The organism is Bacteroides sp. D2 (genome assembly GCF_025147085.1).
Taxonomy (GTDB): Bacteria; Bacteroidota; Bacteroidia; order Bacteroidales; family Bacteroidaceae; genus Bacteroides.
Genome location: NZ_CP102261.1, coordinates 2,012,235 through 2,038,244, shown reverse-complemented (window position 1 = coordinate 2,038,244; position 26,010 = coordinate 2,012,235). Strand labels below are relative to the sequence as shown.

At 44.1% G+C, this 26,010-nt stretch carries 11 protein-coding genes; 2 read left to right on the top strand and 9 right to left on the bottom strand.

Annotated features, from left to right (window positions below):
- Nucleotides 1–29 precede the first annotated feature (29 nt).
- The 9 genes from NQ505_RS06820 to NQ505_RS06780 form a co-directional block, all read right to left on the bottom strand.
- Complete coding sequence (locus NQ505_RS06820; RefSeq protein WP_369749092.1) at nt 30–4,337, bottom strand: two-component regulator propeller domain-containing protein; 4,308 nt, start codon at nt 4,335–4,337, stop codon at nt 30–32.
- A 217-nt stretch (nt 4,338–4,554) separates the two neighbouring features.
- On the bottom strand, nt 4,555–6,261 hold the full coding sequence (locus NQ505_RS06815) for a sialate O-acetylesterase (RefSeq protein ID WP_009001030.1): 1,707 nt from the start codon (nt 6,259–6,261) through the stop codon (nt 4,555–4,557).
- A gap of 14 nt (nt 6,262–6,275) precedes the next feature.
- On the bottom strand, nt 6,276–8,006 hold the full coding sequence (locus NQ505_RS06810; protein ID WP_009001031.1) for a RagB/SusD family nutrient uptake outer membrane protein: 1,731 nt from the start codon (nt 8,004–8,006) through the stop codon (nt 6,276–6,278).
- Between the two features lie 15 nt (nt 8,007–8,021).
- Nucleotides 8,022–11,186: a SusC/RagA family TonB-linked outer membrane protein gene (locus tag NQ505_RS06805; RefSeq protein ID WP_157179103.1), complete on the bottom strand. Its 3,165-nt coding sequence runs from the start codon at nt 11,184–11,186 to the stop codon at nt 8,022–8,024.
- Between the two features lie 46 nt (nt 11,187–11,232).
- Nucleotides 11,233–12,915 carry a fasciclin domain-containing protein gene (locus NQ505_RS06800; RefSeq protein WP_009001033.1) on the bottom strand — a complete coding sequence of 561 codons (1,683 nt, stop codon included), beginning with the start codon at nt 12,913–12,915 and terminating at the stop codon, nt 11,233–11,235.
- Nucleotides 12,916–12,959: 44 nt separating this feature from the next.
- Nucleotides 12,960–14,759 (bottom strand): fasciclin domain-containing protein, encoded by a 1,800-nt coding sequence (locus tag NQ505_RS06795; RefSeq protein WP_157179104.1) that lies wholly within the window; start codon nt 14,757–14,759, stop codon nt 12,960–12,962.
- A 24-nt stretch (nt 14,760–14,783) separates the two neighbouring features.
- A complete protein-coding gene (locus NQ505_RS06790) occupies nt 14,784–16,400 on the bottom strand; it encodes a RagB/SusD family nutrient uptake outer membrane protein (RefSeq protein WP_032854006.1) in 1,617 nt (538 codons plus the stop codon).
- Between the two features lie 11 nt (nt 16,401–16,411).
- Nucleotides 16,412–19,738, bottom strand: coding sequence for a SusC/RagA family TonB-linked outer membrane protein (locus tag NQ505_RS06785; RefSeq protein WP_009001036.1), 3,327 nt, complete (start codon nt 19,736–19,738; stop codon nt 16,412–16,414).
- 36 nt (nt 19,739–19,774) lie between these two features.
- The gene (locus tag NQ505_RS06780) at nt 19,775–22,195 is read right to left on the bottom strand and encodes a fasciclin domain-containing protein (RefSeq protein ID WP_009001037.1); all 2,421 of its coding nucleotides are present in this window, start codon (nt 22,193–22,195) and stop codon (nt 19,775–19,777) included.
- A gap of 326 nt (nt 22,196–22,521) precedes the next feature.
- Between NQ505_RS06780 and NQ505_RS06775 the strand changes: the two genes are divergently transcribed.
- A complete protein-coding gene (locus tag NQ505_RS06775) occupies nt 22,522–24,012 on the top strand; it encodes a glycoside hydrolase family 28 protein (protein ID WP_009001038.1) in 1,491 nt (496 codons plus the stop codon).
- Nucleotides 24,013–24,031: 19 nt separating this feature from the next.
- The gene (locus tag NQ505_RS06770; protein ID WP_009001039.1) at nt 24,032–25,924 is read left to right on the top strand and encodes a rhamnogalacturonan lyase; all 1,893 of its coding nucleotides are present in this window, start codon (nt 24,032–24,034) and stop codon (nt 25,922–25,924) included.
- Nucleotides 25,925–26,010 lie beyond the last annotated feature (86 nt).

The following is a 26,010-nucleotide window of genomic DNA, read 5'->3' as shown; positions in this document are numbered from 1 at the left end:
GCACAAAGATACAGGATAATTTATAAAGGTTACTCTTCTGAAGCAGAATTATTCTTCGCACCACGCTGATATATAGAAGGTGAGACTCCAAATTGCATCTTAAAACGCCTGCTAAAATAGAACGGATCATCAATACCTACGCGGTAAGAAACTTCGGCGACTGTCAGATTTTCATCAGAAAGTAATAGTTCCGCCGCTTTTTTCATACGGATGATGCGCAAGTATTCATTAGGAGCATATCCGGTTACACCACGTATTTTTTTGTAAAAAGCAGTACGTCCCATCTTCATTATGGAAGCAAATTCATCAATCGTAAGGTCAGGACGGGCAAGATGTTTCTCCAGAACAACAGTCAGACGGTCGGCAAATTCTTTATCCCTATCCGTGGAGCATACCACCGGACGCATGATACCCGGTTCATTCAGATATTTCTCACGGAGCTTGTCGCGCTGCTCTATCAACTGGAACACACGCGCCAACAACAGTTTGATGCTGAACGGTTTGGGGATATAAGCATCTGCTCCCGATTCTATACCTTCGAGGTACTTTTCCGGTGAGTTCAGTGCAGTCAACAAAATAATAGGGATATGACTCGTATCAAAGTCCGATTTCAGTTTCTTCGTCACTTCAAATCCGGTCATTCCCGGCATCAATACATCACAGATAATGAGATCGGCATCATAGGAACGTGCCTTTTCAAAACCTGAAGTTCCGTCCGCCGCAACTTCCACTTCGAAATAAGCACCGATTTCTTCTTTCAGGAATTGACGGATATCATTATCATCTTCGATAATCAATATCTTCCGCTTATTCAACGGATTATCCACTTTTTCGTATTCCGGCAGATCCTCCTGTTCGTCTCCAAGAAAATCAGTGGGTTCTGCCAAGTGCCCGGTATGAATATTGGCATCTTTCAGCAATGCATTATTGGGAACTAAAAAGTCTTTTTCGTTATAAGCGGACTTGTCGGTTGGAATAGACACGGTAAATATAGAACCGCCACCCTCATTTTCCGCATACTTGATAGTTCCTTTATGAACCTGTATCAACTCATGCGTCAGATGCAGCCCCACTCCGATACTATCTCCAGAGAAATTACTTTGCATGAAACGCTTGAATAATTCCGCCTGCTTCTCTTTCGGTATACCCACTCCCGAATCTGAAACCTGTATCTGCAACTGTTGTTTCGCCTCATCCACCGTTACTGACAATACAATATGTCCGTTGGAAGGGGTATATTTAAACGCATTCGATAACAGATTGTAGGTTACCTTATCCAAGTTGCCTTTATCAATAAACATTTTATAGGAAGGAACAGAAGGATTAAATTGAAAATCCATCTTCTTCTGTTCGGCTATATCGCCGAAGCTAAGGAATATTTCATAGAGAAATGAGATCACATCTGTTTCCTCCAACGACAAGGCGAGTTTATTATTCTGCATTTTGCGAAATTCCAATAACTGATTAATCAACCTCAACATACGCTGTGTACTCTTATCCATCGTTTTCAGCGGATGAACCAGTTCTTTCGGAATATCACCGATACGCTGTATCCGTTCCAGTGCACCTTGAATCAATGTTAGCGGGGTGCGGAACTCATGAGAGATATTGGTAAAGAAAACCAGTTTATATTCGGTCAACTGCTTCTCTACACTGATTCGATTGCGTAAACGGTTGAAATTGCGAACTACACGATACGTAAAATAAAGAGCTACCATAGCCAACAAAGCATAACAAAGAAAAGCCCATCCCGTTTTCCAGAAAGGCGGCTTAATAACGATAGTCAGAGTCGTCTCTTTATCATTCCAAATGCCCGCCTCATTGCAGGATTTCACATGCAGGATATAAGTGCCGGGATTCAGATATTTGTAAGAAGCAAAATTAAGTGAGGAAGGAGCACTCCATTCCTTGTCATAGTTTTCAAGCCAATACATATACTTGGCCTGTCCGCTATCGGAATAATCAAAGGTAGAGAAATCTATCAGGAAAGAATTCTGAAAATACTTCAGTTCCATTTCGCTGGAGTAAGCCAACGAATAAGTCAACGGAGAATCCGTTCCACCGGGAATCACCTGAATACCATTCACATATAAATCAGTAAATACTACCGGAGAGAAAGATTCATTGCTCTTTATTTGTTTGGGATCAATGACGGTCAATCCGTAGTTCGTGCCGAACAACAATTTCCCGTCTGCTCCTACATAAGCACAGTTTTCACTGTATACATTGCTCAATGTATAAGAAGAAAAGAAGTAATTGTCGAACGAACGGATATCAGGATCAAATTTGGAAATTCCGTATTCGGTCGCAATCCAAAGTTTTCCCTCCTTGTCTTCCAAAATGGATTGTACGACATTGTTAACCAGTCCTTCATTGACTCCGTAATGTTCATACTTCAGGACATTATAATTATCTTCCGGCTGACAAAGATTAAGTCCCATACCTGAAGTACCTGTCCAAATCCGTCCTTTGCTATCCTGAAAGATACATTTAATTTCATTGCTGCAAAACTTGCCGTTCGTATGGCTGAACCAATGATAATTTTCAGGATCGGCTATTAAAGAATCAGGATGGAAAATACAGATTCCCTCACTGGTTCCCATCCAAATCATTCCATTCCTGTCTTCCTGGAACACACGAACCATCTGTACGCCATACCTTCCCTGGAAGAAATGCTGAAACTTATATTTGCCATCGGAAGTAGGTTCAGCCAAATCGAGCCCGCCGCCAAACGTCCCAATCCACATACGATCTTTGGCGTCACGGCAAATAGCAAAGATATTATTATTGGATAACGTGGTAAGGTCCAATTTATCATGCCTGTACCAGTCATTCCCTATTTTCAGTCCTTCACCGCGAGTACCCATCCACAGTTTCCCATCGGCATCTTTCTCGACAGCATAGATATTCGACTGATAATAGGTCTTGTTCATCTTCTGATTGAAATGCGTATCATACGTAAACAGTCCCCCTTTGCGGGTGGCGATACCAATGTCTCCATTCGGCATCTCCCCTATTGTACGTATGGCATTGGAGCGGTCGAACAATTCCGGATTTTCCGGGTAAATGCGGGAAGTACCCTCGTTCAGTACTGAAATACGGGCTACTCCCGAGTATTCCGAACTTACCCAAATACCTCCTGCCCTGTCTTCCATGACAAATAAAAGAAAATCGGAATTGATATAGCTGTTTTCCGTAATGCCGGCGGCAAAATGTTCCAACTTGTCCTCTGCAGTGTTATAAGCAAATAGACCGTTTCCGTAAGTCGAGATCCAGATGATTCCCCGTGAATCATGGACGATATGATAACGTTCAAAGTCAATATGGTCGAGCATTCCTTCAGGAATCAGTTGAAAGGATTTGGTTTCGCCCGTGGCGGCAAGCATATAATGCACACGTCCAGTATGATTATAAATCCAGTAATCCCCGTGGTTGTCACGAATGACTTCACCTTTCTTTATATTCAGACGTGAGTCGGGAGTCAGCGTATAAGTTACGAGGTCATAATTATAAACTCCTATGGTAGTTAGTATTACCCATTTATCTTTTATGCGAAAGTCATCAGTAGGAGAAGTTTTCCCTGCAACAGAAGAAATTGCAGCCTGTTTTACCAATTCCTGCGCTTCTTCCTGATAAGAATAAATATCCCCGTTCTCCGTGAGGAAATAGACTGTATTTCCATTAGCCAGCAAAGAGACAAAATGCAGTGAACGGTTTACTATCTTTACTTCGCCATTTATCACTAATGCCAGTCCACGTTTGGTTCCTATCCAAATACGTCCGCTCTCATCTTCACGTACAAAGTTCACCCGGTTATCCGGCAAATTGCCGGCTTCCGTTTTGAATACGGTAGAAGTCAGAGTGCCATTTTCCTGATGAACTACCCGCCGGGAACCATTGTCCGGATGCCAAAGCCAGACATCACCGCAAGAAGCCAAAAAGAGTTTTGAGTAATTCCGGTCCTGTTCTTCCGGTTCCATATAGTTTACGAAACAGGCTTTCTGCAAGTCATAACAGCTATACAGCCGGACAGTAGTCCCCATCCAAAGGAAACCATGCTTGTCTTCAGTGATATTAAAAATCCGGTTATCTGCCAGTGACGGCTTTCCATCATTTCCCGGCTGAAAAGTTAAAAACGAATTACCATCATAACGGCTTAACCCGTTCAATGTTCCCAGCCACAAAAAGCCTTTACTATCCTGATACATGTACCGGACAGAGTTACTGGGCAGGCCATCACTTGTTTTCATTTGGTGGGATCGCAATTCGATACTCGCATATGTATCAAGAGCGGAGACTATGAACAAAATAAAAGCAAACAGGAATCTTTGTTTTATCATAGATTTCAAGATTAATAATAAATTGTCTAACAAAAATAGCGAAGAATTTTGGAATAATAAAATTAGTCCGAACCGGAAATAAAACGAAACTACGCTTTATCCAGTCCAGACTTCACACAATTATCAAACAACCTAAAAACCTCTATATTTACCTATTCCGGCATATTCAAGCCATATCGGCATGTTCAAGTCGGGCATATTCTTTACAATTCCTTTATAAGGTTCTCAACCAACTTTCCAAATCTTTCATCATTTCAGCACGTTGCGCAAATGGTCTTTTATTATATCCCCACCCATGCTTTCCATTGGCATAGATATGTATTTCCGAAGGAATTTTCTGTGCTTTCAGTGCCTTGTGATAACTCTCTGAATGAACAGGCTTCACACTTTGGTCATCACCGGACAGCGCAATAAAAGCACGGGGCGTTTTTCTATTTACCTGCCATTCATTGCTATATTTCTTCACTAGCTTTGCATCAGGATTCTCTCCCAACAGATGCTTTTTCGAACCTTGATGAACATTCCGACCACCCATTGTAATCACCGGATAAAAAAGAATCTGAAAAGCCGGACGTAATTTAGCAGGGGCATGAGTAGCAACAGTAGAAGCCAAATGTCCACCAGCCGATGATCCCATTATCCCGATACTGTCCGGAAGAATATTCCACTCCTTCGCATGTTCTTTTATGTAGCGCATTGCCTCATAAGCATCCGAAACCGGAACTTCGGGATTACCGTTTGGCATCCGGTATTTCAGTACGACTGCCGCTATACTCCTTTTATTGAAATATAAAGCCCAGTCATATCCTTCATCTTTCATAGCTAAATGGTCATACCCGCCTCCGGGACAAATCAGAATTGCTTTAGCCGGTTTCTCAGAGGCAGGAAGAAACACCCTGACAGATGGTTTATAGTTATGCTTTTTATCGTCGTATCCTTCCGGTTCCTTGCCATTCGAATTAGGCAATCCCTTCTCCCATAAATCAATATCAAATGGTGATTGCATAGAGGTTACATTTACAGAAGAGGCTTGTATCATTGTATCATACATCTGCTTACCCAAATACTCGGCAGATGTCTTATCGAAATGAAGACGATCTTTCAACAAAGTAGCTTTCGACATATCTATTAAATAAGCATTCTTATCTTCCGAAGCCAGTCGCTTCATCGCTGCTTCCACTTCTGCATTATAGCGTTTGTTCGACTTGGCGACAGAACCGAAAATGAAAGGCAATTCTGAATAGTCTTCACCTGTTTTACGGGTGAGATGGTCACGTACATAGCTCACTACATTTTTCAGATTTTCATAATAATCCGGTCCATAGGCCGAATCACTTTCTCCCTGATGCCACAGAAAAGCGTCTATATGATAACCTTCCGGCAAATGTGACAGTGTTTTTGAAATGCTATTACTTATTTGTTGAGTGAATGAGAGAAGTAACGATTTTCCCTTTTTCGCTGTAGGAGTATTTTGTGCCAACCATTCCGGTGTCGCAGACCAATACCCACCACGGGAATCTGTATTCTCCGGTGTTATTGATGTGCCACCTACCGCCCATTTTATTACATAGAACTCTTTCTGATATAACTGTTCCAACAGGTAATAAGTGACAGCATCATAGCCCCAACGGTTACGACGAGGCCAAAAGGGAACAAACTTCCCATCCACACGATTCTGTGAAATTTTACAATATTTATAAGCTCCTTTTGCAAAACCGGTACTATCTATTCCCATACTCTTGATATATTCCGGCAAATCCGCAACAGGCACCCGTCCGTCAGTATTCGACTGTCCGGCTACAATAATGACATGAGCGGGTTCCTGTGCACGTGTTGACGGACATAAAATTCCCAATATCAACAGACAAAAACAATGCCTCATCACTTTGCATACATACAAGTCCTTTAAAACAGTTTTCATCCTTCTTCCTATTACTACTTTGATACATTTAGATACCATTTATCCTCCGACGAGAAATCCGGCATTGCCAATCCCGAGCGTTCATATTTCTTGCCGATCACCTTTTTCAGGTATTCACTGCCGGAGCCTGCCTTTTCTTTATTCATGCGTCTTGCCACACGGACAAGATCTCCCCAGCGATGACCTTCGAACGCACATTCCAATGCAGCCTCTTCGATCAACATCTTTTCCATACACTGTACGTCCGTCTCGTCTTGTTGTGGTTCTAGTGGCTTCGCTTTCAATGAGACACGTCCCCGTATCCCGTTAAAATCACGCCAGGGAGCACGGTGATAAGGTGCATCCATCGAACGAGCATCAAAATAGAAGGGTGCGGGATAAGGTTCACCGGGACCGTAACCAGTCTGCCGGTTCTGATCGCCGTACTCATCTCCCCACGTATATGTATTCTTGAAACCTTCATTCAGAATGGAATAGGCTAAATCCGTATATCCACAACGATTGGCTGCCTCTGCGTAACGTAACAGAACCAATGCTGCACGATTCAGGAACCAACGTCCACGCTTCATATAAGGTTTAGCCGGATCATAGTCATACAAATATTTCTGCACTACACACTGACCGTCCACCCATTTGAAGGAAGAATCTTCTCCACGTCCGTCAAACGGTGCTCCATTGGTTTGTGTCTGGGAAGCCCACAGGCTTTCGACTGCATAATCCGAGGGTTTCAATTGATATTTTCCCTTTCCCTGATTGGCAAACAGTTCAATCATCGGAAAATAAGGTTCGAACTTTTCATCATAACTGATAGTCCAGATCAATTCACTCCATAAGGCCGACTTGTCTGCCTGAAAAGAAAACATATTCAACCATGTATTCTTATAACTGTTTATATCCCCTTCCATATAGCGTTCATAGAAGACCTGAAAATACGTATCGCCTCCTGTAGAGTAAGTCCCACAGCGGTATCTTACGCTATTAGCCGTTGCCGATTTATCCTCATCGGTTGCCAGGAATTTACGGTACTGCACAGCTGCTTCCCTATAATTATTGTTCCACAGATACAAATCACCCAACAGGATACGCTTATTAATGAAGAAACGCTTCAAGTCATACGTGTCAAGCTTATACTGTACCAACGCACTGTTCTTGTAATCATCCAGTGTAGGAAGATTCTCCATACATTCTATCAGCAACGGCAGCAGTTCATCCAGTCCTATTTTGGCCTGATGTTCCAGTTTCTGCGCATCCTCTACCGATACGGTAGGAGTGGTCACATACACAAGCTTACCGAAATACATACCCACTTGCAAATAAGTCCAGCAACGGATAGCGGCAACGTCCGAATAGCGCTCCGCATATTCATCCTGCGTCATCCGGTTGTTGGCCAACATCTCGTCGAAACCGGCGAGCATATCATTACAGTTCTGAATGACAGCATAATAATTCGTCAGGTCGGCATATTTATTGTTGGCAGAAGGAGTATTGGCACTAATTTCCTGCAATTCAATGGACGCATTATTCGTGACGTCCATCAGGTCGGCACGCAATTCTCCCAGTACGACAGTCTGTTCCGCCAGGTTCATAAACAACCCATATAAACCCAAGATGGCATTATCCGCATCAGGGATTGTGTTATAGTGGTTCTTATATTCAACGACAGATTCAAGTTCCGTATCCACACAAGCTGTAAATGTGCTTATCAGCACTCCACAAAGCATGATTATATTTCTGATTGATTTCATAGTCCGTACTCCTTTTTATAATCCTAGTTTTAATCCCACATAAAATGTACGCGCCTGTGGCGTCATAAAAGCATCGATGCCATAACCCAACGGGTTAGTGCTGGCACTAAATTCAGGATCGTACCCTTTATACTTCGTCCAGGTGCAAATATTCTCCGCTACTGCATAAACCTGTATACCTGTAATGATGCCCTTCTTTATAGGCACATCATACGCCACTGTCAGATTCTTGAATTTCAGATAGGAACCATCTTCAATCCAACGGTCGGAAAAACGGGCATTTCCCATCGGATCACCATAAGTCACTTTAGGCATACTGGTCACCTGGCCTTCCGCTCTCCAACGGTTCAGAACTGCCTGCGTCTGATTTTCCAATCCTGACATAGATTCCAAAGTCCGGCGGGTATAATTATAAACATCATTTCCCAGAGAATAAGTAAACCGGGCCGAGAATGTGAAATTCTTCCACAAGATACGCGTATTCAATCCTCCGTAAATATCCGGGTTAGGATCACCAATTACTGTCATATCTTCTTCATTGATATATTTATCGCCATTCATATTCACAAACCGTACATCACCGGCTCCGAACGGTACGTCTGCCAAACCGGAACGTACCTGCAGTCCGTCCGCCTTTGCATCTTCCGTAGTGGCGTATATGCCATTCGTTTTATAGCCATAGAATACTCCCATAGGTCTTCCTACTTCCGTAAGGATAGTTCCGTCGGCAATATCCGTCAGATAGCTGTTTCCTTTCAGTTCGGTTATTTTGTTTTTATAATGCGATACGGTTGCTCCCAAATCCCATTTTAACGAAGGCAGGTTGAGTACACGGGCATTAATTGCCACATCAACGCCTGTATTTCTCATCTCCCCGCTGTTATCTATATAAGTAGAAAAACCGGAATAAGAAGTTATAGGTGAATAAGCAATCATATCCTTAATGGTAGAACGGTAGACGTCCACACTCAATGACAGACGTTCATTTAGTACGGCCACATCCATACCGACATTCAGACGAGCCATTCGTTCCGGTTTCAGATTCTTGTTTACCAGATTTCCCCGTACCAGTCCGTAATTACCCAATAAATTCTGTGAGGAATAATAACGGCGGGCTGCATAATTGCCAATATCATCATTACCGGACATAGAATATCCGGCACGGATCTTCAGTAAATCCACCCAGGATAATTGACGCATAAAGTTCTCCGACGATACCACCCAGGCTGACGACAATGCCGGAAAGATCTGGAACTGTCCTATATCTTCTCCATAACGGGAAGAAGCATCGGCCGAAAGGGTTGCATTCACAAAATATCTGTTTTTCAATGAATAGGCCACATTTCCATAGAACGAAAGCCAGTTCCACGTTCCAATGGAACCACCCATCTGACGAAGGTCGTTCAAGCCATACTGCAACGAGCGGAATCTGTCACTGGTCGAATTATACGATTTGCCCCAGTCATCCTCGCTCCGGTTATTGAAATAACGCATCCCTAAGGTAGCATCCAACTGGTGTTCTACACCCAACTTAAACAGATAGTTGGCACGGGTTTCATCAAACAAGGAAAATATGCGCTCCGTACGATATTGCATCTGATTGGTCACCTCGGATGTAGCAACATCCTCATAAGGAATTCCCTCTTCCGGACGGAAAACACGCTCTTTCTCCTTATTCAGGCGGAGTCCGAAACGGGTACTCAATGTCAGTTCCTTCCAGATTTTATATTTAAGATGTATATTGGCGAAGAATCCATAACTGATATTCTCTTGCAGCATATTATCTACAATGGCAGTCGGATTCGACATACCGAAAAGATCCACTTCTTCATAATTCGGAGATAGCTGGTCTTGTTCGTTATAAGTAAAGCCTGCCATAAAGGGCGATTTGACCAATGAGGCATAAATCGGATTCTGCGGACTGGCATTTCCTTCCTGCATCAGGTTCTTCTTGCCATATACAAAATTCATGTTGGTCTGTACCGTAAACTTCGGTGAGAAGTTTATATCCGTATTGATACGGGCCGAGAAACGGGAAAAGTCAGTACCTTTCACCAGTCCTTCGTTTTGCAAATATCCCAATGACAAGGCATAGAGTGCAACGTCATCACCGCCCATCACACCAATGGAGTAATTCTGCTTGAATCCTTGTACAAACAACTGATCCTGCCAGTCGGTATTCTTATTATAACGGTAGTAATCGGCATTTCCCTCGTATCCCCAAGAATGTTGTTCGGGCTTCGTATCATTGATAAACGGAAGTTTCTGTATGTCACCGGCAGAATATCCCCGGCTCTGATATACATCCATCAGATAACGTTTCGACTGCACGGCATCCAACATCGGAATACTGCTCGGTTTTAAGTTCATACCAGTCGTTATCTGTGCGGTAATCCGTGTTTCGGCATCTTTGGCACGCTTCGTCTCAATGACAATGGCGCCATTACTTCCTTTTACCCCATACAGCGTAGCCGCATCCTTCAGGACAGTGATCCGTTCAATATCCTTCACATCAATCGTACTCATCGGAGTAGACAGATAGCCGTCTATCAAGGATATCCCTGCCGAAAGATTTTCCACTACCATTCCGTCAATAATCAGCAATGGCTGGTTATTGGTATAGATGGAGTTGAATCCACCCATAAACATATTTGCACCGGCATTTTCCATACCTGAACGGAATAAAGTATTCAGTCCCGGCACTGTTCCCTGAAGCAGCGCTTCCGGACTGGTGGCCGGACTCAAGGAATTATCCCCGTTTAACTGTGTCAGAGCCGTTGTCGTCTGACTACCCGCCATATCACCCAGTGGGGTCAATACATCTTCAAACAGACTCTTATGCGTTTCATCATACAAACGCACTGTTACCTCTTTCTCACCACGCAACGGAATCCGTTTCTGCTGGTATCCGGGACTTGAAACCAGTAGTTCCACCTCATAAGAAGGAATCCGGATTGAAAACTTACCGGACTCGTCCGTCATAGCCGTACTAAGGCCCGGCACCGCGACACGTACACCATTCAACGGACTACCCGTAGTCGCATCCACAATTGTACCCGATGCCCTTTCCTTATACTCTATCCGCTTCTTCACTTTCAATGTACGCACTTTCTTGTTGAACTTCTGTGCATTCCCGGATAAAGCAAACACACAAGCTATCAGAAGAAATATATATTTCATTTTATTATTCATAGCATTATCTTTCCTTTAGTCGTTTCACTTCTCGTCACTCTCCATCCGCTATACGGGGAACAAACTTGATGTAATCAAGAAACATCATTCCACCCCGTTGACTCGCTTTGGAATATTCATGGCAACCGGCAGTATTACAAACCATCACCTGCACCTCTCCCATCCGCGGCACTTCAAAGTCATAAGCATCTGCCTCCTCTACCGGTGTAGTAGGAATCATATAAGAGCCCAGATTATACTTACGGAGATGTACCGGCGTGTTTTTATATGTTTCATCACCGGCTATCGAATATCCTACAAAACCACATTCCTTTCCCCAGTAATTATTATCTATGGAAGAAGTAGTCCCCGCCGGACGGCGTAACGCCGGATCACCCGGCATGGAAGCTAGTAATTTCTGACAAACCGCAAGCGTAGTGGCCTTATCCGCTTCTTCATTTGGCCTGATATGGTTCTCCATATCATCATACGACCCCAGATATACATCATAAATTACTGAATTCAGGTTGACCGCATATTGAAGATAGAAGTTGGCATCAGTATTCATATTATTCGTATTAAAAGTGAAAGAATACTCCGCCCCGGTAACAGGGTCCGTCTGATAACTTCTTGAAGAAACCATCACATCCTTCCCGCCGCTTGCCCATGTGCGGAGACGGGTATAGGTTTTGGAAGCAGCATAAGTGCCCAGATAATCTTCTGCTTCCACAACTACTGTCTTTACCTTATTTTCCTTTATCTTAATATCCACCCCGTTCAAGAAACGTATCGTTCCGTTGGAAGCCTGATATTCCCTGACTCCAGCCAGTTCAAAAGATACCGCTTTGGAAAAATCAACTTCTACGCCACTCAAAGCTGTTGTCACTCCCGGTTTGAAAACCAAATCCCGGATCAGTTCGTCCGTCACCAGTGAGTCAGTGAGCTCTTCAGTGCTCTGATTCATGTATTTGGCATATTTTTCTTTTAGACTCTGGAAATTCGCCTGCCTCAACAAAACAAAAGTATAGGTAGAATCCTCATCGTTAACCGGCATCTCTTCAAAGAAGTAATTGCGCGTCGTCCAAATCGTATCATATACCGGCTGCCCCTTCTCATTCACTCCTTTTTGTATGCTCCTGTCTTTATCCATTATCTTCGTGGTTTTGGCATACAGGCTATCCAGTTGTTCATACTCTTCGGGATACAATGCATGTAAATACTGCAAGTACTCATCAATATTCATCAATGGTTCCATGACCTTATCTACCACATGGAGCATTCCGTTATTGCAAAGTACATCCGAATGTTCCGGTTCAAAGGTTAACTCACTCATTATCCTGTTTTTCCCGTTAATCATCTTCAAATGACTGTCCGGTTGTGAGATTGCCGTCAGGTTGAAAGTGCCGAAAGCAATATGGTTTCTTACCATCATCAGTTTAGCCTCTTCATTCCATTCACCTTCCGCCAGACCTTTCACATACCCGGCAAGAGCCTCATCCACAGGTGCAAGAATCGTATATTCATAGGCTCCCTGCAATACCTTGTCATAACCAGTTTCCTGCAACAAAGTATAAAAGCCTGAAAGTTCTCCATTCGCCTTGACAGCCTCCAATACACTTCCCTTAAGAGTAGGCATATCTACCGCCACATGATTGTCCCACTGGTTATTGCAGGCTGCAACCAGTGTTGCAGCTACTAATACCAATGCCCATCGTATCTTATTGAATTTTCGTTTCATTACTTTTCGTTTATCGATTATTTATATTCCACGTCCTTCTGTTCTCATTCATACGGCCATACTTCCTCTTTGCCCGGAGAATATTCACCGATCTCCATTCCTGTCAAATCGAGCATAGGCCAAACCTGATCTTCGGTTGTAGGAATAAACTGAATCATATCCAGCATGATATCGAGAGAAGCGTCTTTCTCCAAATCAAACCGCAACACATGGCGTCCACTCGAGAATACTTTTATAACTCCCAATAAATTACTGTTCATATAGACATGCGGATAATAGGTGTACTGTTTCCATCCGTAATTCGTCTCCATCGCAGCATGGTCTACCATCCTGACTCCGCGTTCGTCCGTCTTTTCCTTGCCGTCTGCACCCTTCACATAAGAAATGGCAGAAACTCGTTTTACCGTTACAATCTTATCCAGGATTTGGTCTTCCTGCCCTTCCTGTTTGAAAGTGGTTTTAAGGGTCGGACCGTTTTTACCGGAATCTGTATGACGATAGCATAACCACACTTTATACGTTCCTTCAATCAATAAGGGGAGTGTAAACTCAACTGCTGTAATCATATCGCTCTTTCTCATACGGAAAGTCAGGTAATCACCATTGACACACTGCATCTGCTGGTTTAATGTAGGTTTGTTTCTATCCAGTACCTGGCCAACCGTATAGGTCATGGCAGCAGTACTGCTTCCGCGCCCGTATTCTATCTTAATATCCTGGGTCAACTGGCCTTTCTCAAATTTCTTTGTCTCTTTGAGATAAGAAGCAGACGCCTTGATTTCCGGTAAAGTACACACATCGAAATTCACCCGGTAAGGTGCCCTCTCTTTGATTTCCAACATACCATCCACTTCCTGCAATACACCATCCGCACAAGTCCGGTCTGCATATTCGCCATCCCGTATCAATTCTATTCCCGGTTCGTATCCGGCTATACTGTTGAATCTGTTCAATACAATCTTTTGTCCGTCCATGATACAGGCAATCACCTGATTCTCTACCTTCGTCATTACGGCCGAACTACTCATCAGGTCCACGATATACTGGCGACCAGTTCCAATATGATAAGCAAGGAAGTTTTGAATCAATGCCTCACTATCATTGATACCCGGAGTATTCAGCTTCAGACGTGTTATCAACTCGTTCTTATTATGAATTCCTTCATTATTGAATGTTTCATTACTCTGTACATACACCGTATAACAAGTATCAGTTGTCATCACCGAATTGAGATAGTTTTCATACTCGGCAAACAAATCTATAAAAAGAGAGTAACGTTCCATCGGCAAGGCAGCCACCTGTTCACGCAATGTCAGTTCCGGCTTTTCCAATACAGCATCTACAATGTGCAGAATACCGTTACCTAAAACCACATCTTTCGTCAACAGACGTGCATTACGGTCTACTTCCACATATATGGTTCCGTTTTCATCACTTTTGGTTTGCGTAGTGAGATAGTAGTCGCGTATATTGGCTGTCGGCATCTTTCCGTCCTGAAAACGCGACGAGGTAATCGTATCATTGATTACATGATAACCTACGCACTCGTTCGCTTCTTCTTTGGAAAGCTGTTCTATATCTATTCTGTTTTCTTCCAGGTATTTCCGCACGGCATTATCCGTCGGCACCAGACAAGTATAAGCACCATAGGCATGCAACATCCCGCGATAGTCGGACTTATCGACAATCTTGAGGAACTCGCCCAAATGGTCCGCCATATATTCATCGAGCATCTGCTGCTCGGTGGTCTGATATACGGTTCCATCAAGGGGATCATCGCAGGCATTCAGAAAACAGAGCATTAACAAACTCACAATCAGGTTCAATCCTATTTTGTTTTTCATATTCATATAGATTCCTCCCATTGATTAGTTAGCATAAAATTCATTTTGTTCCAGCAAAGGATTAGCATCTATTTCTTCACTGTAAATAGGTAAATAATGACTGTGATAATTGCGATACTTGGCCTTCAAGCTGTTAACTTTGCTGGCCGGAGCGCTATATTCTGCCAATGTCATCAGGTAATTGAGATTTTCACCGTCATAATTGTTACGTTTTGCCTGACGCAACACATCAAACCAACGTTTTCCTTCAAAGATCAATTCCCGTCCGCGTTCTGCCAACACAAATTCTTCCATAGCCTTTCCACTATACGAACCTTCCGTTTGCCCGATGTCCGTGGTAGCCACTGCGGTAGAGCGATCTCTTATCACTTTCACCGCCGCATACGCTTCTTTCAGCAATTCCTGATTATCACTGTCCAGAATAGCCATTTGGGTCAGCGCTTCCGCTTTCATCAAGTAGATTTCAGCAAGACGGTAGATAATGAAGTTATTGGTATATTCTTCCTGCGCACGTTCCGAACCGTTCGGTTCCACACCGATATATTTCCAAAGGCAGGACTTACTTTGAGAAATCACACTACGGATATCAAAACATTCGCCACTATAAGCCTCATCCGCCAACGGTGGAAAAATATCCGAATTCACACGTTCGGTTTTTACTCCGATAACCCCTCTACCCGAACTCATTAAGCTATAAAAAGGATTCAGGTTATCAGTAGCGAATTGCAATTCAAAGATACTTTCCATAGAGTTTCCTTGATAATAAATCTGCTGGAACAGGGAATAATAAGAAGACTGGTCAGGAGCATAATATATATCCGTCGTACCTTCTTCCGTATTTTCCACCTCTATCTTCCGGCTTTCTACAGGAACCAACAATAATTGTCCCGAACCGATAATCTCATCGCATTTGCGGTTGCATTTTTCATATTCTTCCTGCCACAGATAAATATCAGCCAACAATGCTTTTACAGCCCACATTGTCATGCGCCCTTTGTTCTGTGCAATATCCGTAGAACTGTATTGTCCCGGTAAATAATTACCTGTTTCTACCATTTCCAGGTCAGCGACCAAGCCTGCCAGAATCTCTTTCTCGCTACTCTTGGCTACACTCATTTGCTGGGAACCGTTCACATAGGCTTCCCGTATAAACGGTACGTCACCGAACGTTCTTACCAAATAAAAGTACATCAGACTGCGGATGGCAATAGCCTGTCCTTCATATTCTTTCAGTTGCGCTTCTGAAAAAGTAGGGTCATTGGCCTGGGCGGTAGGAGCAAACTTCAATATAGTGTTGCAGATATTAATAGTCTGATAAAAAGAAGCCCAATCCAAATACGTGTTATCTATGGAAATTTCACCATTAAAGACACTTACTATGCTGGAATTCGTCCTTCTTCCGGTAGTAATCATATCCGCACGCCATTCACCATAGAGAAAAAGGCGTTGTACCAGTTCATTGGCTGTCATAGACAGATAGGCTCCATTCACTACCGAACGGACATCTTCTTTCGTTTTCCAGAATTCATCCAACGGCACACCGTCGTTAGGCATCAGATTCAACCAGTCCGAACAGGAAGTCGTTGTCATCCCTTGCAAGGCCAGCAAGCCAATCATTATATATTTCGTTATTTTCTTCATGATCTTCAGTTTTAAAAAGTAACACTCATACCTAATGTAGCAGTAAAAGAACGAGGGATACGGGAGTTATCCTCACCCATTTTAAACGCCCCTCCGGTCAATGCTATTTCCGGGTCCATTCCGGAATAATTCGTCCAGACATACAGGTTGCTCAATGTTGTCCATATCTGACAACTCTGCAGGAAAGTATTCTTCAACTGTTTCTTATCGAAGGTGTACTTCACTGTCAACGTTTTGAAGCGCAGGAAAGAACCATCTTCCACAAAGCGGTCGGAGCCCAAATAGTTGTAGGCATTCTTCGAACCATACACCGCTCTCGGCAACAAATCAGTCGGTGCCGTCGCTTCGTCCTCATACGGATGTCTCCAGCGACGAAGTACAGCCTTACTCTGATTATTGTAGGATGCCATATTTTGCAAGCTCATTCCCATTTTGTTAATGACTTTATTTCCATAACGGAAATTAAAAAACGCACTTACGCTGACACTTTTATAGCGGATGTTAGGCCCAAAACCACCCGTCAGTATTGGGTTGGCATTCCCTAAGTAAACAACGTCCTGATAGTCGATATTGCCATCGTGATTAATGTCTTCATAGATCGCATCTCCCGCTTTGAACTGATAGTCGATGGTAGGATAAGCAAAACGCATCTGTACCGGCGTCCGTTTACCGCTCGCATCGTACGAGTAAATCTTGTTACCATTTGCGTCACGGGCAATCGTTTGGTCATCATTCAGATAAACTCCCTTGTAACGGAATCCATAAATCGCACCTATCGGCTGTCCCAACTCGAATCGGCGGACATACTGACCGTTGGTTGTCAACACCCCTTTCTGCATCGGATATTGGTCGGGCACATCAAGAATAGAGTTGATATTACGTGCCAGGTTGATGTTGAAAGAAATATTCCATGCCTTCGAACGATATGGAACCGTATTGACCGAAAGCTCGAATCCCTTGTTCTCCATGGAACCGGAGTTGACATCCGCCTTGGTGAAGCCGGTGGTAGAAGGCAAGGACAGGTTTTGGAAGTATTGATCTTTCGAACGTTTTTGATACACTTCCACATCGATATTCAAACGATTCTTGAAAGCCGCAAAGTTCATACCGAAGTTCACCTGTGTTGTTGTCTGCCATTTCAGATTACTCAATTCAAGATTGGCGGGATAAACACCCGTTTCACCCAAATAGGAGTATTCATAAGAGTCATAAAGACTGATATGCGTATAGTTATTATTTGTTTTCGGTGACGAGCCGTTCAGACCATAACTGGCACGAAGACTAAGTTCATTCAACCATTTCTTCCACGGTTTCATAAACGGTTCACCGGAAAGCCTCCACCGCAAGGAAACACTCGGGAACAAACCCCAGCGATTTTCTTTTCCAAACCGGGAGTTACCATCATAACGGACGGTCGTATTGACAATATAACGGTCGAGCAGACTATATTGAATACTCCCCATCATACCGACAGAACGTTCCTGCTGAAGAGTAGTGGAAGAAGTCAGATAGCTGGCACCGGTCACACGTGAAGGAATAGAAGGATCTTTCAGGTAGGGACTTGCCAGGTTACCTCCCGTCAGGCGGAAGTTGGTCGAACGCTTGTCAGAAGTAGTCAGTGCAAGTAACCCCTGAAAACTATGTTTCTTGCCGAGATCAGGTGTAAATATCACCTTATTCATCGTATAAATTGTGAAGGCCTCGCCATCGCGGTCGTCGGCACGGTTCACCGTTGCTTCATTCCAGGGACGTCCCGTAGCCGTTTGCGGCAAGAAAGCATTCTTCTTATTATTGGATACGTTCAGGCTGAAGTCCGACTGATAGCGCATCCACGCCAGCGGACGCCAAATCAATGAAAGATTGGATACCACATTATTGGATAACGTCTGGAAATAACCATCTTTCGCCATTGCCACAGGATTGTAAACACCTCCCGAAGAACTGCTCGGATTCCATTTTCCCTGCGGAGATTCCTCCGGGGTAAAGAAATTACCAGTCCATAGCCCTATCTCGTTATATTCGTACACACTCATGTTCGGCATACGCGTGAAAGCCATACTCGTGGCATTCTGCCCGGTAGAAAAATAAGAGATATAGTTTTTCCGGTCATCAGTACGTGTATAAGCCATACTGGCGGAGAATTTAAGCTGCTTCGATATATTGTAATCCACATTCAGACGGGCGTTGATACGGTCTAATCCGGTTCCTATGACCACACTGTTGGCATTATAGTAACCGATAGAAGCACGATACTGCGCCTTGTCTCCACCACCACTGATAGAAGCCGTGTGATCCTGGCTGAATCCCGTACGGGTTACTTCGTCATACCAATTGGTATTGGCTCCATAATTATAAAAATAATAAGGCTGGTTGACATCGTAAGCAAATTCAGGATCGGCTGTCGGGTCATAAATCTTTCCACTGTTCATCAATGCTTCCTGTATCAATGTCGTATATTCATCTCCCGAAAGAGTCTCGATACCGTGAGGCCGGCTGATTACCGTACCTTTAAATGTATAGGAGATACGTGGTTTGCTCACTGTTCCCCGCTTGGTCGTAATCATCAATACACCGTTAGCGGCTTTCGCACCATAAAGGGCGGTGGCTGCCGCATCTTTCAACACAGTGATTTCCTTAATATCGTCCGGAGCCACATTCAACAACTGGGAATATTCTTCCTCGTCTGCCGTTGCAAAATCAAAATCGTCATCCACAGATACATCATAGGGAAATCCGTCTACTACAATCAATGGTTGTGAAGAACCTGTCATGGAAGTCGTACCACGGATTCGGATCGACATCCCCGCTCCCGGATCACCCGAACTAGCGGCAATATCCATACCGGCAATACGTCCCTGCAAGGCATCTTCCACACTGGGCGCAGTCATTCCGTCTTCCAGATCGCTCATAGAGATGCGGCTCATGGCTGTTGTCAAATCACGTTCGCTAACATCCATCATACCGTTGTTCACTCGTTTATTTCCAACGATAGTGGCACCTTCGAGCATCACCGTCTCATCCTGCATAACAATATTAATCGTCATTTTTCCTTTTACAGGGATAGTTGCCTTCTTCATACCTATATACGTAGCCACCAGATTATCTCCGGCACGCGTCTCCACACGCATACTATAATTACCGTCCATATCGGTAACTGCATTTCCTACCACACGTCCATCCTTGTTAACCAGCAATACATTCGCTCCCGGGAGAGGCAGCTTGTCAATAGCTGCTGTCACTACACCCCGAATCACCACCTTTGTTTGTTGGGCGGATGAAAGTGCAGGCATACAACACAGTACTGTCAGAAGGATGAACTGATATACATATCTTCTCATTATCATTGTGTTTAATTAGGTAAATATTAGATTCAATTATTCTTTGGGATGTGTTGTAAACCCAATGATGCCATCCACGGCATGTATCACAGACAAGGGGCCTACATAATTACTCTTACCAGATTCACGTACGACATTGACCGGTGCATATCCCTCCACCTGAAGCCAGTCGTTTTTGGTTATATCCCGAAAACGGAAAGTCAAACTTTTGTCTGCCTGTTTGGATACGACCACCGCAGTGGTGACCGACCATAAATCCAGCTCGCTATCCGTCAGTTTGTAGACAGTATTCAATGCAAGGCTTTCATTCTTTCCCGGTTCTATATAAGGCATTCCATCATCCGGCACTACTGTTCCGGTAAGGAAACAAAGTTGTATGAAACGTTCTACCATCGATTTGTCTTCCGATTCAAAAGCATCACTGCCGCTGGGTAAAGCGGGAAGAAGATCCGAACCCACCGCATTTTGTATCGCTTCGTCCGTAGGAATCAGAACTGTATAATTAGTACTTTCTCTGATAAAAGAAGGAGAACTCCCTCCATAGACTCTATCCATATATTGCTTGAATAAACGACAGTCACTATTTTCCTGTGCGTACATGGTGATACGGTCGTAAAGTTTAGGAACGGTAAATGCAGCCGTACCACCGCTGTTGCGCGGACTGTATTCGATCATTGTTCCGTTTGTAATGCGGAAAACATGACCGTTGATATAGTCAAAATCGACTTCTTCCACCTCTACTTCCGTACCATCAAGGATGTTGCCCAAGCCTTGCAGTTTGTTATCCCTGAAGCGTATCATATCTCCATAGATATTTACCGCATAGCCATATCCGTCGTAAGACAGTTGGGGAAATCCGGCAAAATCATCCAGTTCCGTCAATCCCTTCGTACGTTTAAACACACACGAACGGAGCAACCTTTTCATGCGGTCTTCCGCATCGGCAGAAGCAGTCAGATTTTCATTCAGAAATTTATTATTCACTTCGTCATAAGAGAATCCGTCCGCTTTCAGCAATTCGTCTGAAGGAAGTACCATGATATAATCTACTTCTTTATCTCCCGTCAACTTACTTTTGGTCATCTCCGGTATCCAATCGTTGATAAAAAACTTCTCGTAGGCTATATTTGCCAAGTTACGACAGTCTTTATTCAGCAGGATTTCGGAATAAACAGTGGTGAAGTATTTGCTCTGCACGATTTCTTTCGTATCATACAGTACACCGTTGCTGGCAAAGCTGCTCTTTGTTACACAAGCATCAAAATCCGGCCCGTCTTTTCCTTCACCATTCAGATACTCTTCATTGGAGTTCTGTTCCGAGGCAAAGTGCGAAGGCCATACAATACGCGGCACCATGTGGGCTTTCAGGAAATAGGTCAATGCGGTCAGTGAAAGTTCTGACAAGTCACCCACCTCGGCACGTTCGCACAACATTTCCGCAAACCGTTGCACAGACTCGTTGGAAGGAACGAGCAGGGTATATCCATGTTGTTCCGTCGTACCGCTTTCCGTACCTTTATAATCTTCATTATTCAATAAGTAAGGCAAGTTTTGATAAGTCTTGCAATAAACTGCAGAGATATTACGATCCGGATAAAGTTTCTTATAAACTTCGGTTGTATTTTCACCCAACAAGTAAGAGACAAACAGATAGGAACTTCCTACTTTCGTTTCTAAAATCTTGCGGAAGGATTCATGCTCGTCCCTTCTCAACATCTCATCCAGGTTATCCAATGGCAAACTAACTGCATCCACCTCGTGGATAATTCCATTTTCGGCATACATATCTTTATTCGATACGCTTCCGGCAGCAGCATTCAATCCTGAATAGGCGGCATCCGGAAAGAATTTCTCATAATCGGTTGCAGTTAACAGATTACCCGTAAAATAAGAATCGGTGAAAATGGGTAAAAACTTATAAGGAGTAACAACAGCCGTCACATCGGCAGGACTGTCTACCACCCACTGTTCCACTCCGTCGATAGTCTCTTTATAAAGTGTCTTATAATAAGAGGAGCGTTTTTTGATAGAAGTCCCGGTTTCCCAAATACCACTATTCAAGACATCTCCCAGGCGGGCAGTCTCGAAACGGTTGAATACCATCGAATAAGCGACAATTTGTGTCAGTACATCCACGGGAACTTCATCAACAGAAGTATAATTGTGTTCAGAGAGGAATTTGCGGAAGGCATCATCGTTCGGGGCAAATACAGTATAATTACCTGCTCCTTTGAGGATGGAACTATACAACGTCTTATCCGCCGCATGCAAATACATGGAGAAATTACCTTTCCCTGCCAATACATCATAAATAGGTGGCTCCAACCACGAAGGACGTTCATACTGTTCCTCCGTATCGGTACAACCTGCCAGCAATAGCAACATCAACATGACCAGGCCGCAAGTTTCCAACCGGCTGAAACGTTTCTTGCATAAACCAAATAACGTGTGTATCATAGTCTTAAAATTAAAATAGAGTTATCAACAAGATTTTATTATACGGCAAAGATAGGACTGCACATCCCTGTCGGGAATGGACATTCGTACTTTTGTATGGACTATCAATGTACCCCATCCTGAAGGGGTTCTAACTGCGAATATCTAATAAGTATGGACTTTTTATGTGATTCATGGACATTCTATCACAAGCGGTCAATATACAAGAAATAGTCCATGCTTTCGTACACCACTCCATTCGCCTCTCCAATAAAAGCCGCTAATTTAGTCGAAAAAATTACGTAGACAATATTTCTTAGAAATCTTAATCACCAAAAGTTTATCAAATGAGAATAAACAGCATTCTTACTTCCCTCTTAACCGGTGTACTCCTGACAGCCTGCAATCCCGGCAAACAGACTCACCACACCTATGACTGGGGAAAACTGCCGCAGCAAGTGGACTTGAGTTGGGCAGACAGCGTCGGTAGCAGACAGCAACCGGACGGGAGAATTATATCCGCCAACTCTTTCGGCGCAGTAGCCGACAGCACCCGACTTAGTACGGAAGCTATTCAAAAGGCGATTGACGAATGTTCCGCTGCAGGGGGCGGAACCGTGATACTGGCTCCCGGATACTACCTGGTGGGAGCTCTGTTTATCAAAAGCGGTGTCAACCTGCAACTGGATAAGGGGGTGACCTTACTCGCTTCTACCGATATAAACAACTATCCCGAGTTCCGTTCGCGCATCGCCGGTATTGAAATGATATGGCCGTCGGCCGTTCTTAATGTCATCAAGCAGAAGAATGTAGCTATCAGTGGCGAGGGAATGATTGACTGCCGTGGAAAGAAGTTTTGGGATCAATACTGGAGCATGCGCAGGGAGTACGAAAAGAAAGGTTTGCGCTGGGCTGTGGATTATGATTGCAAGCGTGTACGCGGTATCTTGGTCGAACGGAGCACAGACGTGACTTTAAAGGACTTCACCCTGATGCGTACCGGTTTTTGGGCTTGTCAGATTCTCTACTCCGATTATTGCAGTATCAACGGACTCACCATCAACAATAATATCGGCGGACGCGGACCGAGCACAGATGGAGTGGATATAGATTCCTCTACCAATATATTGATAGAAAACTGTATGATAGACTGCAATGATGATAATATCTGCCTGAAATCGGGCAGAGACACAGACGGGCTGCGCGTCAACCGCCCGACGGAGAATGTAGTCATACGTAACTGTACCACCCGCAAAGGTGCGGGACTTATCACCTGCGGAAGCGAAACTTCCGGCGGCATACGAAATATCCTGGGACACGACCTCACAGCCCAAGGTACCTGGAGTGTATTAAGACTAAAGAGTGCTATGAACCGGGGCGGAATCATAGAAAATATCTATATTACCCGTGTCAAAGCAGACAGTGTACGCAATGTACTGGCCGCTGATCTGAACTGGAATCCGCAATATAGTTACAGTACCCTGCCCGAAGAATATTCGCACAAAGAAATCCCCGAGCACTGGAAAATACTGCTCACTCCGGTAGCACCCGAAGAAAAGGGGTATCCGAAATTCCGTAACGTCTATCTTTCGCATGTCAAAGCCACCAACGTCAGAGAGTTTATCTCCGCATCGGGATGGAACGATACATTACGTCTGGAGAATTTCTTCCTGTATGCCATCGAAGCACAGGCACAGAAAGCAGGACGAATCCGATATAGCAGAAACTTTAATCTGGCGGAAATTATGTTGGATACCAAGGACAACACCACTATTGCATCCGAGAACAACGATCAATGTAATATTCATCTGAAAAGTACGCCTTCCGGAAATTTATAGAAACTAAAAACAATTTGGTATGAAAAGATATATTTACCGGTTGATGTGCGTATTCGCATTATCATCCACATGGACAGCAAATGCCCAACCCAACTATAACTATTCAAAACTACAAAAGGAGAAACTCGGACGCGGTGTGGTTGCCATCCGTGAAAGTCCCTCGACAGTAGTAGTCTCATGGCGGTACCTCTCTTCAGATCCGATGGAAACGGCTTTCAATGTATATCGTGGCGGTAAGAAGCTGACTGCTCAACCGGTGGTCACGGGTACTTTGTTCCGTGACGAGAATAGCAGTCTGGAAACGGCGGCATACGAAGTACGCCCCGTACTGAAAGGAAAAGAGACGCATCACATTGACGGCAAATACACGCTTCCCGCCAACGCCCCTCTCGGTTACCTGCAAATTCCATTGCAGAAGCCTGCCGACGGTGTGACTCCGGCAGGAGATACCTATACGTACAGTCCGAATGATGCTTCTATTGGTGACGTAGATGGTGACGGTGAATATGAAATCATCCTGAAGTGGGAACCCAGCAACGCAAAAGATAATTCTCATGACGGATATACAGGCGAAGTATATTTTGACTGCTACCGGCTGAATGGCGAGCAACTATGGCGTATCAACCTGGGAAAGAACATACGTGCCGGAGCACACTACACCCAATTCATGGTGTATGATCTCGATGGCGACGGCAAAGCGGAAGTAGTGATGCGTACTTCGGACGGAACGGTAGACGGCAAAGGAAAAGTGCTAGGAAATGCCAAAGCCGACTATCGCGAGCCCGGCGTATTTGATAAGAAAAAGAATAAACTTACTCGTCAGGGACGCATACTGGAAGGTAACGAATATCTGACCGTATTCTCCGGACTTACCGGTGAAGCACTTTACACTACTGACTATATCCCTGCCCGTGGAAATCCCAAAGACTGGGGTGATACGCGTGCCAACCGCAGCGACCGTTTTCTCGCCTGCATCGCTTATCTGGACGGTGTTCGTCCCAGCGTAGTGATGTGCCGCGGTTACTACACGCGTATCGTACTGGCTGCCTTCAACTGGGATGGAAAGAAACTGAATAAGCATTGGGTATTCGATACAAACATCCCCGGAAATGAAAAGTATGCCAAACAAGGAAACCATAATCTCCGTGTAGGAGACATAGACGGTGACGGGTGTGATGAAATCATCTACGGTTCGTGCACCATCGACCATAATGGCAAAGGGCTCTACTCTACCGGCCTCGGACATGGCGATGCCATTCAACTGACTCAAATAGACCCTGCCCGCAAAGGTCTGCAAGTATGGGCCTGCCACGAAAACAAACGTGACGGCAGTACTTATCGGGATGCTGCCACCGGAGAAATCATCCTGCAACTCAAGAGTACCCGGGATATAGGCCGTTGTATGGCCGCTGACATCGACCCGACGAATCCGGGAGTGGAATTATGGTCACCGGGAACAGGCGGCATCATCAATTTCAAAGGGGAACTGATTGCTCCGAAGACTAAAAACTTCCCTGTTAACATGGCTGTTTGGTGGGATGGTGATTTATTGCGTGAAGTATTGGATAAAACCCGCATCAGCAAATATGACTGGGAACAGAAATGCTTTATCCCGTTTGTCGAGTTTGAAGGAGTTGCTTCCAATAACAGTACGAAAGCCACCCCCTGCCTGCAAGGAGATATCCTCGGTGATTGGCGCGAAGAAGTCCTTTTCCGCTCCGAAGATAACAACTCCCTGCATTTATATGTATCAACAATTCCAACAGAATATCGTTTTCATACTTTCCTGGAAGATCCGATATACAGAATCAGCATCGCCACCCAAAATGTAGGATATAACCAACCCACCCAACCCGGATTCTATTTCGGCACGGACTTAAAAGGAACTTTCAGAGGATATCAGTTCAAATAATAGTAAACAAAGAAAATTTATTCATGAATTTATTCGTCTGACAGCTGTTTATTTTTCGTCTGACAACTGTTAGACGAAAGAATAAC

Bases quoted from the DNA above. Each gene is read 5' to 3' on its own strand.
- NQ505_RS06815 (WP_009001030.1), bottom strand. From the start codon at position 6,261: ATGAAAACTGTTTTAAAGGACTTGTATGTATGCAAAGTGATGAGGCAT.
- NQ505_RS06810 (WP_009001031.1), bottom strand. From the start codon at position 8,006: ATGAAATCAATCAGAAATATAATCATGCTTTGTGGAGTGCTGATAAGC.
- NQ505_RS06805 (WP_157179103.1), bottom strand. From the start codon at position 11,186: ATGAAATATATATTTCTTCTGATAGCTTGTGTGTTTGCTTTATCCGGG.
- NQ505_RS06800 (WP_009001033.1), bottom strand. From the start codon at position 12,915: ATGAAACGAAAATTCAATAAGATACGATGGGCATTGGTATTAGTAGCT.
- NQ505_RS06795 (WP_157179104.1), bottom strand. From the start codon at position 14,759: ATGAAAAACAAAATAGGATTGAACCTGATTGTGAGTTTGTTAATGCTC.
- NQ505_RS06790 (WP_032854006.1), bottom strand. From the start codon at position 16,400: ATGAAGAAAATAACGAAATATATAATGATTGGCTTGCTGGCCTTGCAA.
- NQ505_RS06785 (WP_009001036.1), bottom strand. From the start codon at position 19,738: ATGAGAAGATATGTATATCAGTTCATCCTTCTGACAGTACTGTGTTGT.
- NQ505_RS06780 (WP_009001037.1), bottom strand. From the start codon at position 22,195: ATGATACACACGTTATTTGGTTTATGCAAGAAACGTTTCAGCCGGTTG.
- NQ505_RS06775 (WP_009001038.1), top strand. From the start codon at position 22,522: ATGAGAATAAACAGCATTCTTACTTCCCTCTTAACCGGTGTACTCCTG.
- NQ505_RS06770 (WP_009001039.1), top strand. From the start codon at position 24,032: ATGAAAAGATATATTTACCGGTTGATGTGCGTATTCGCATTATCATCC.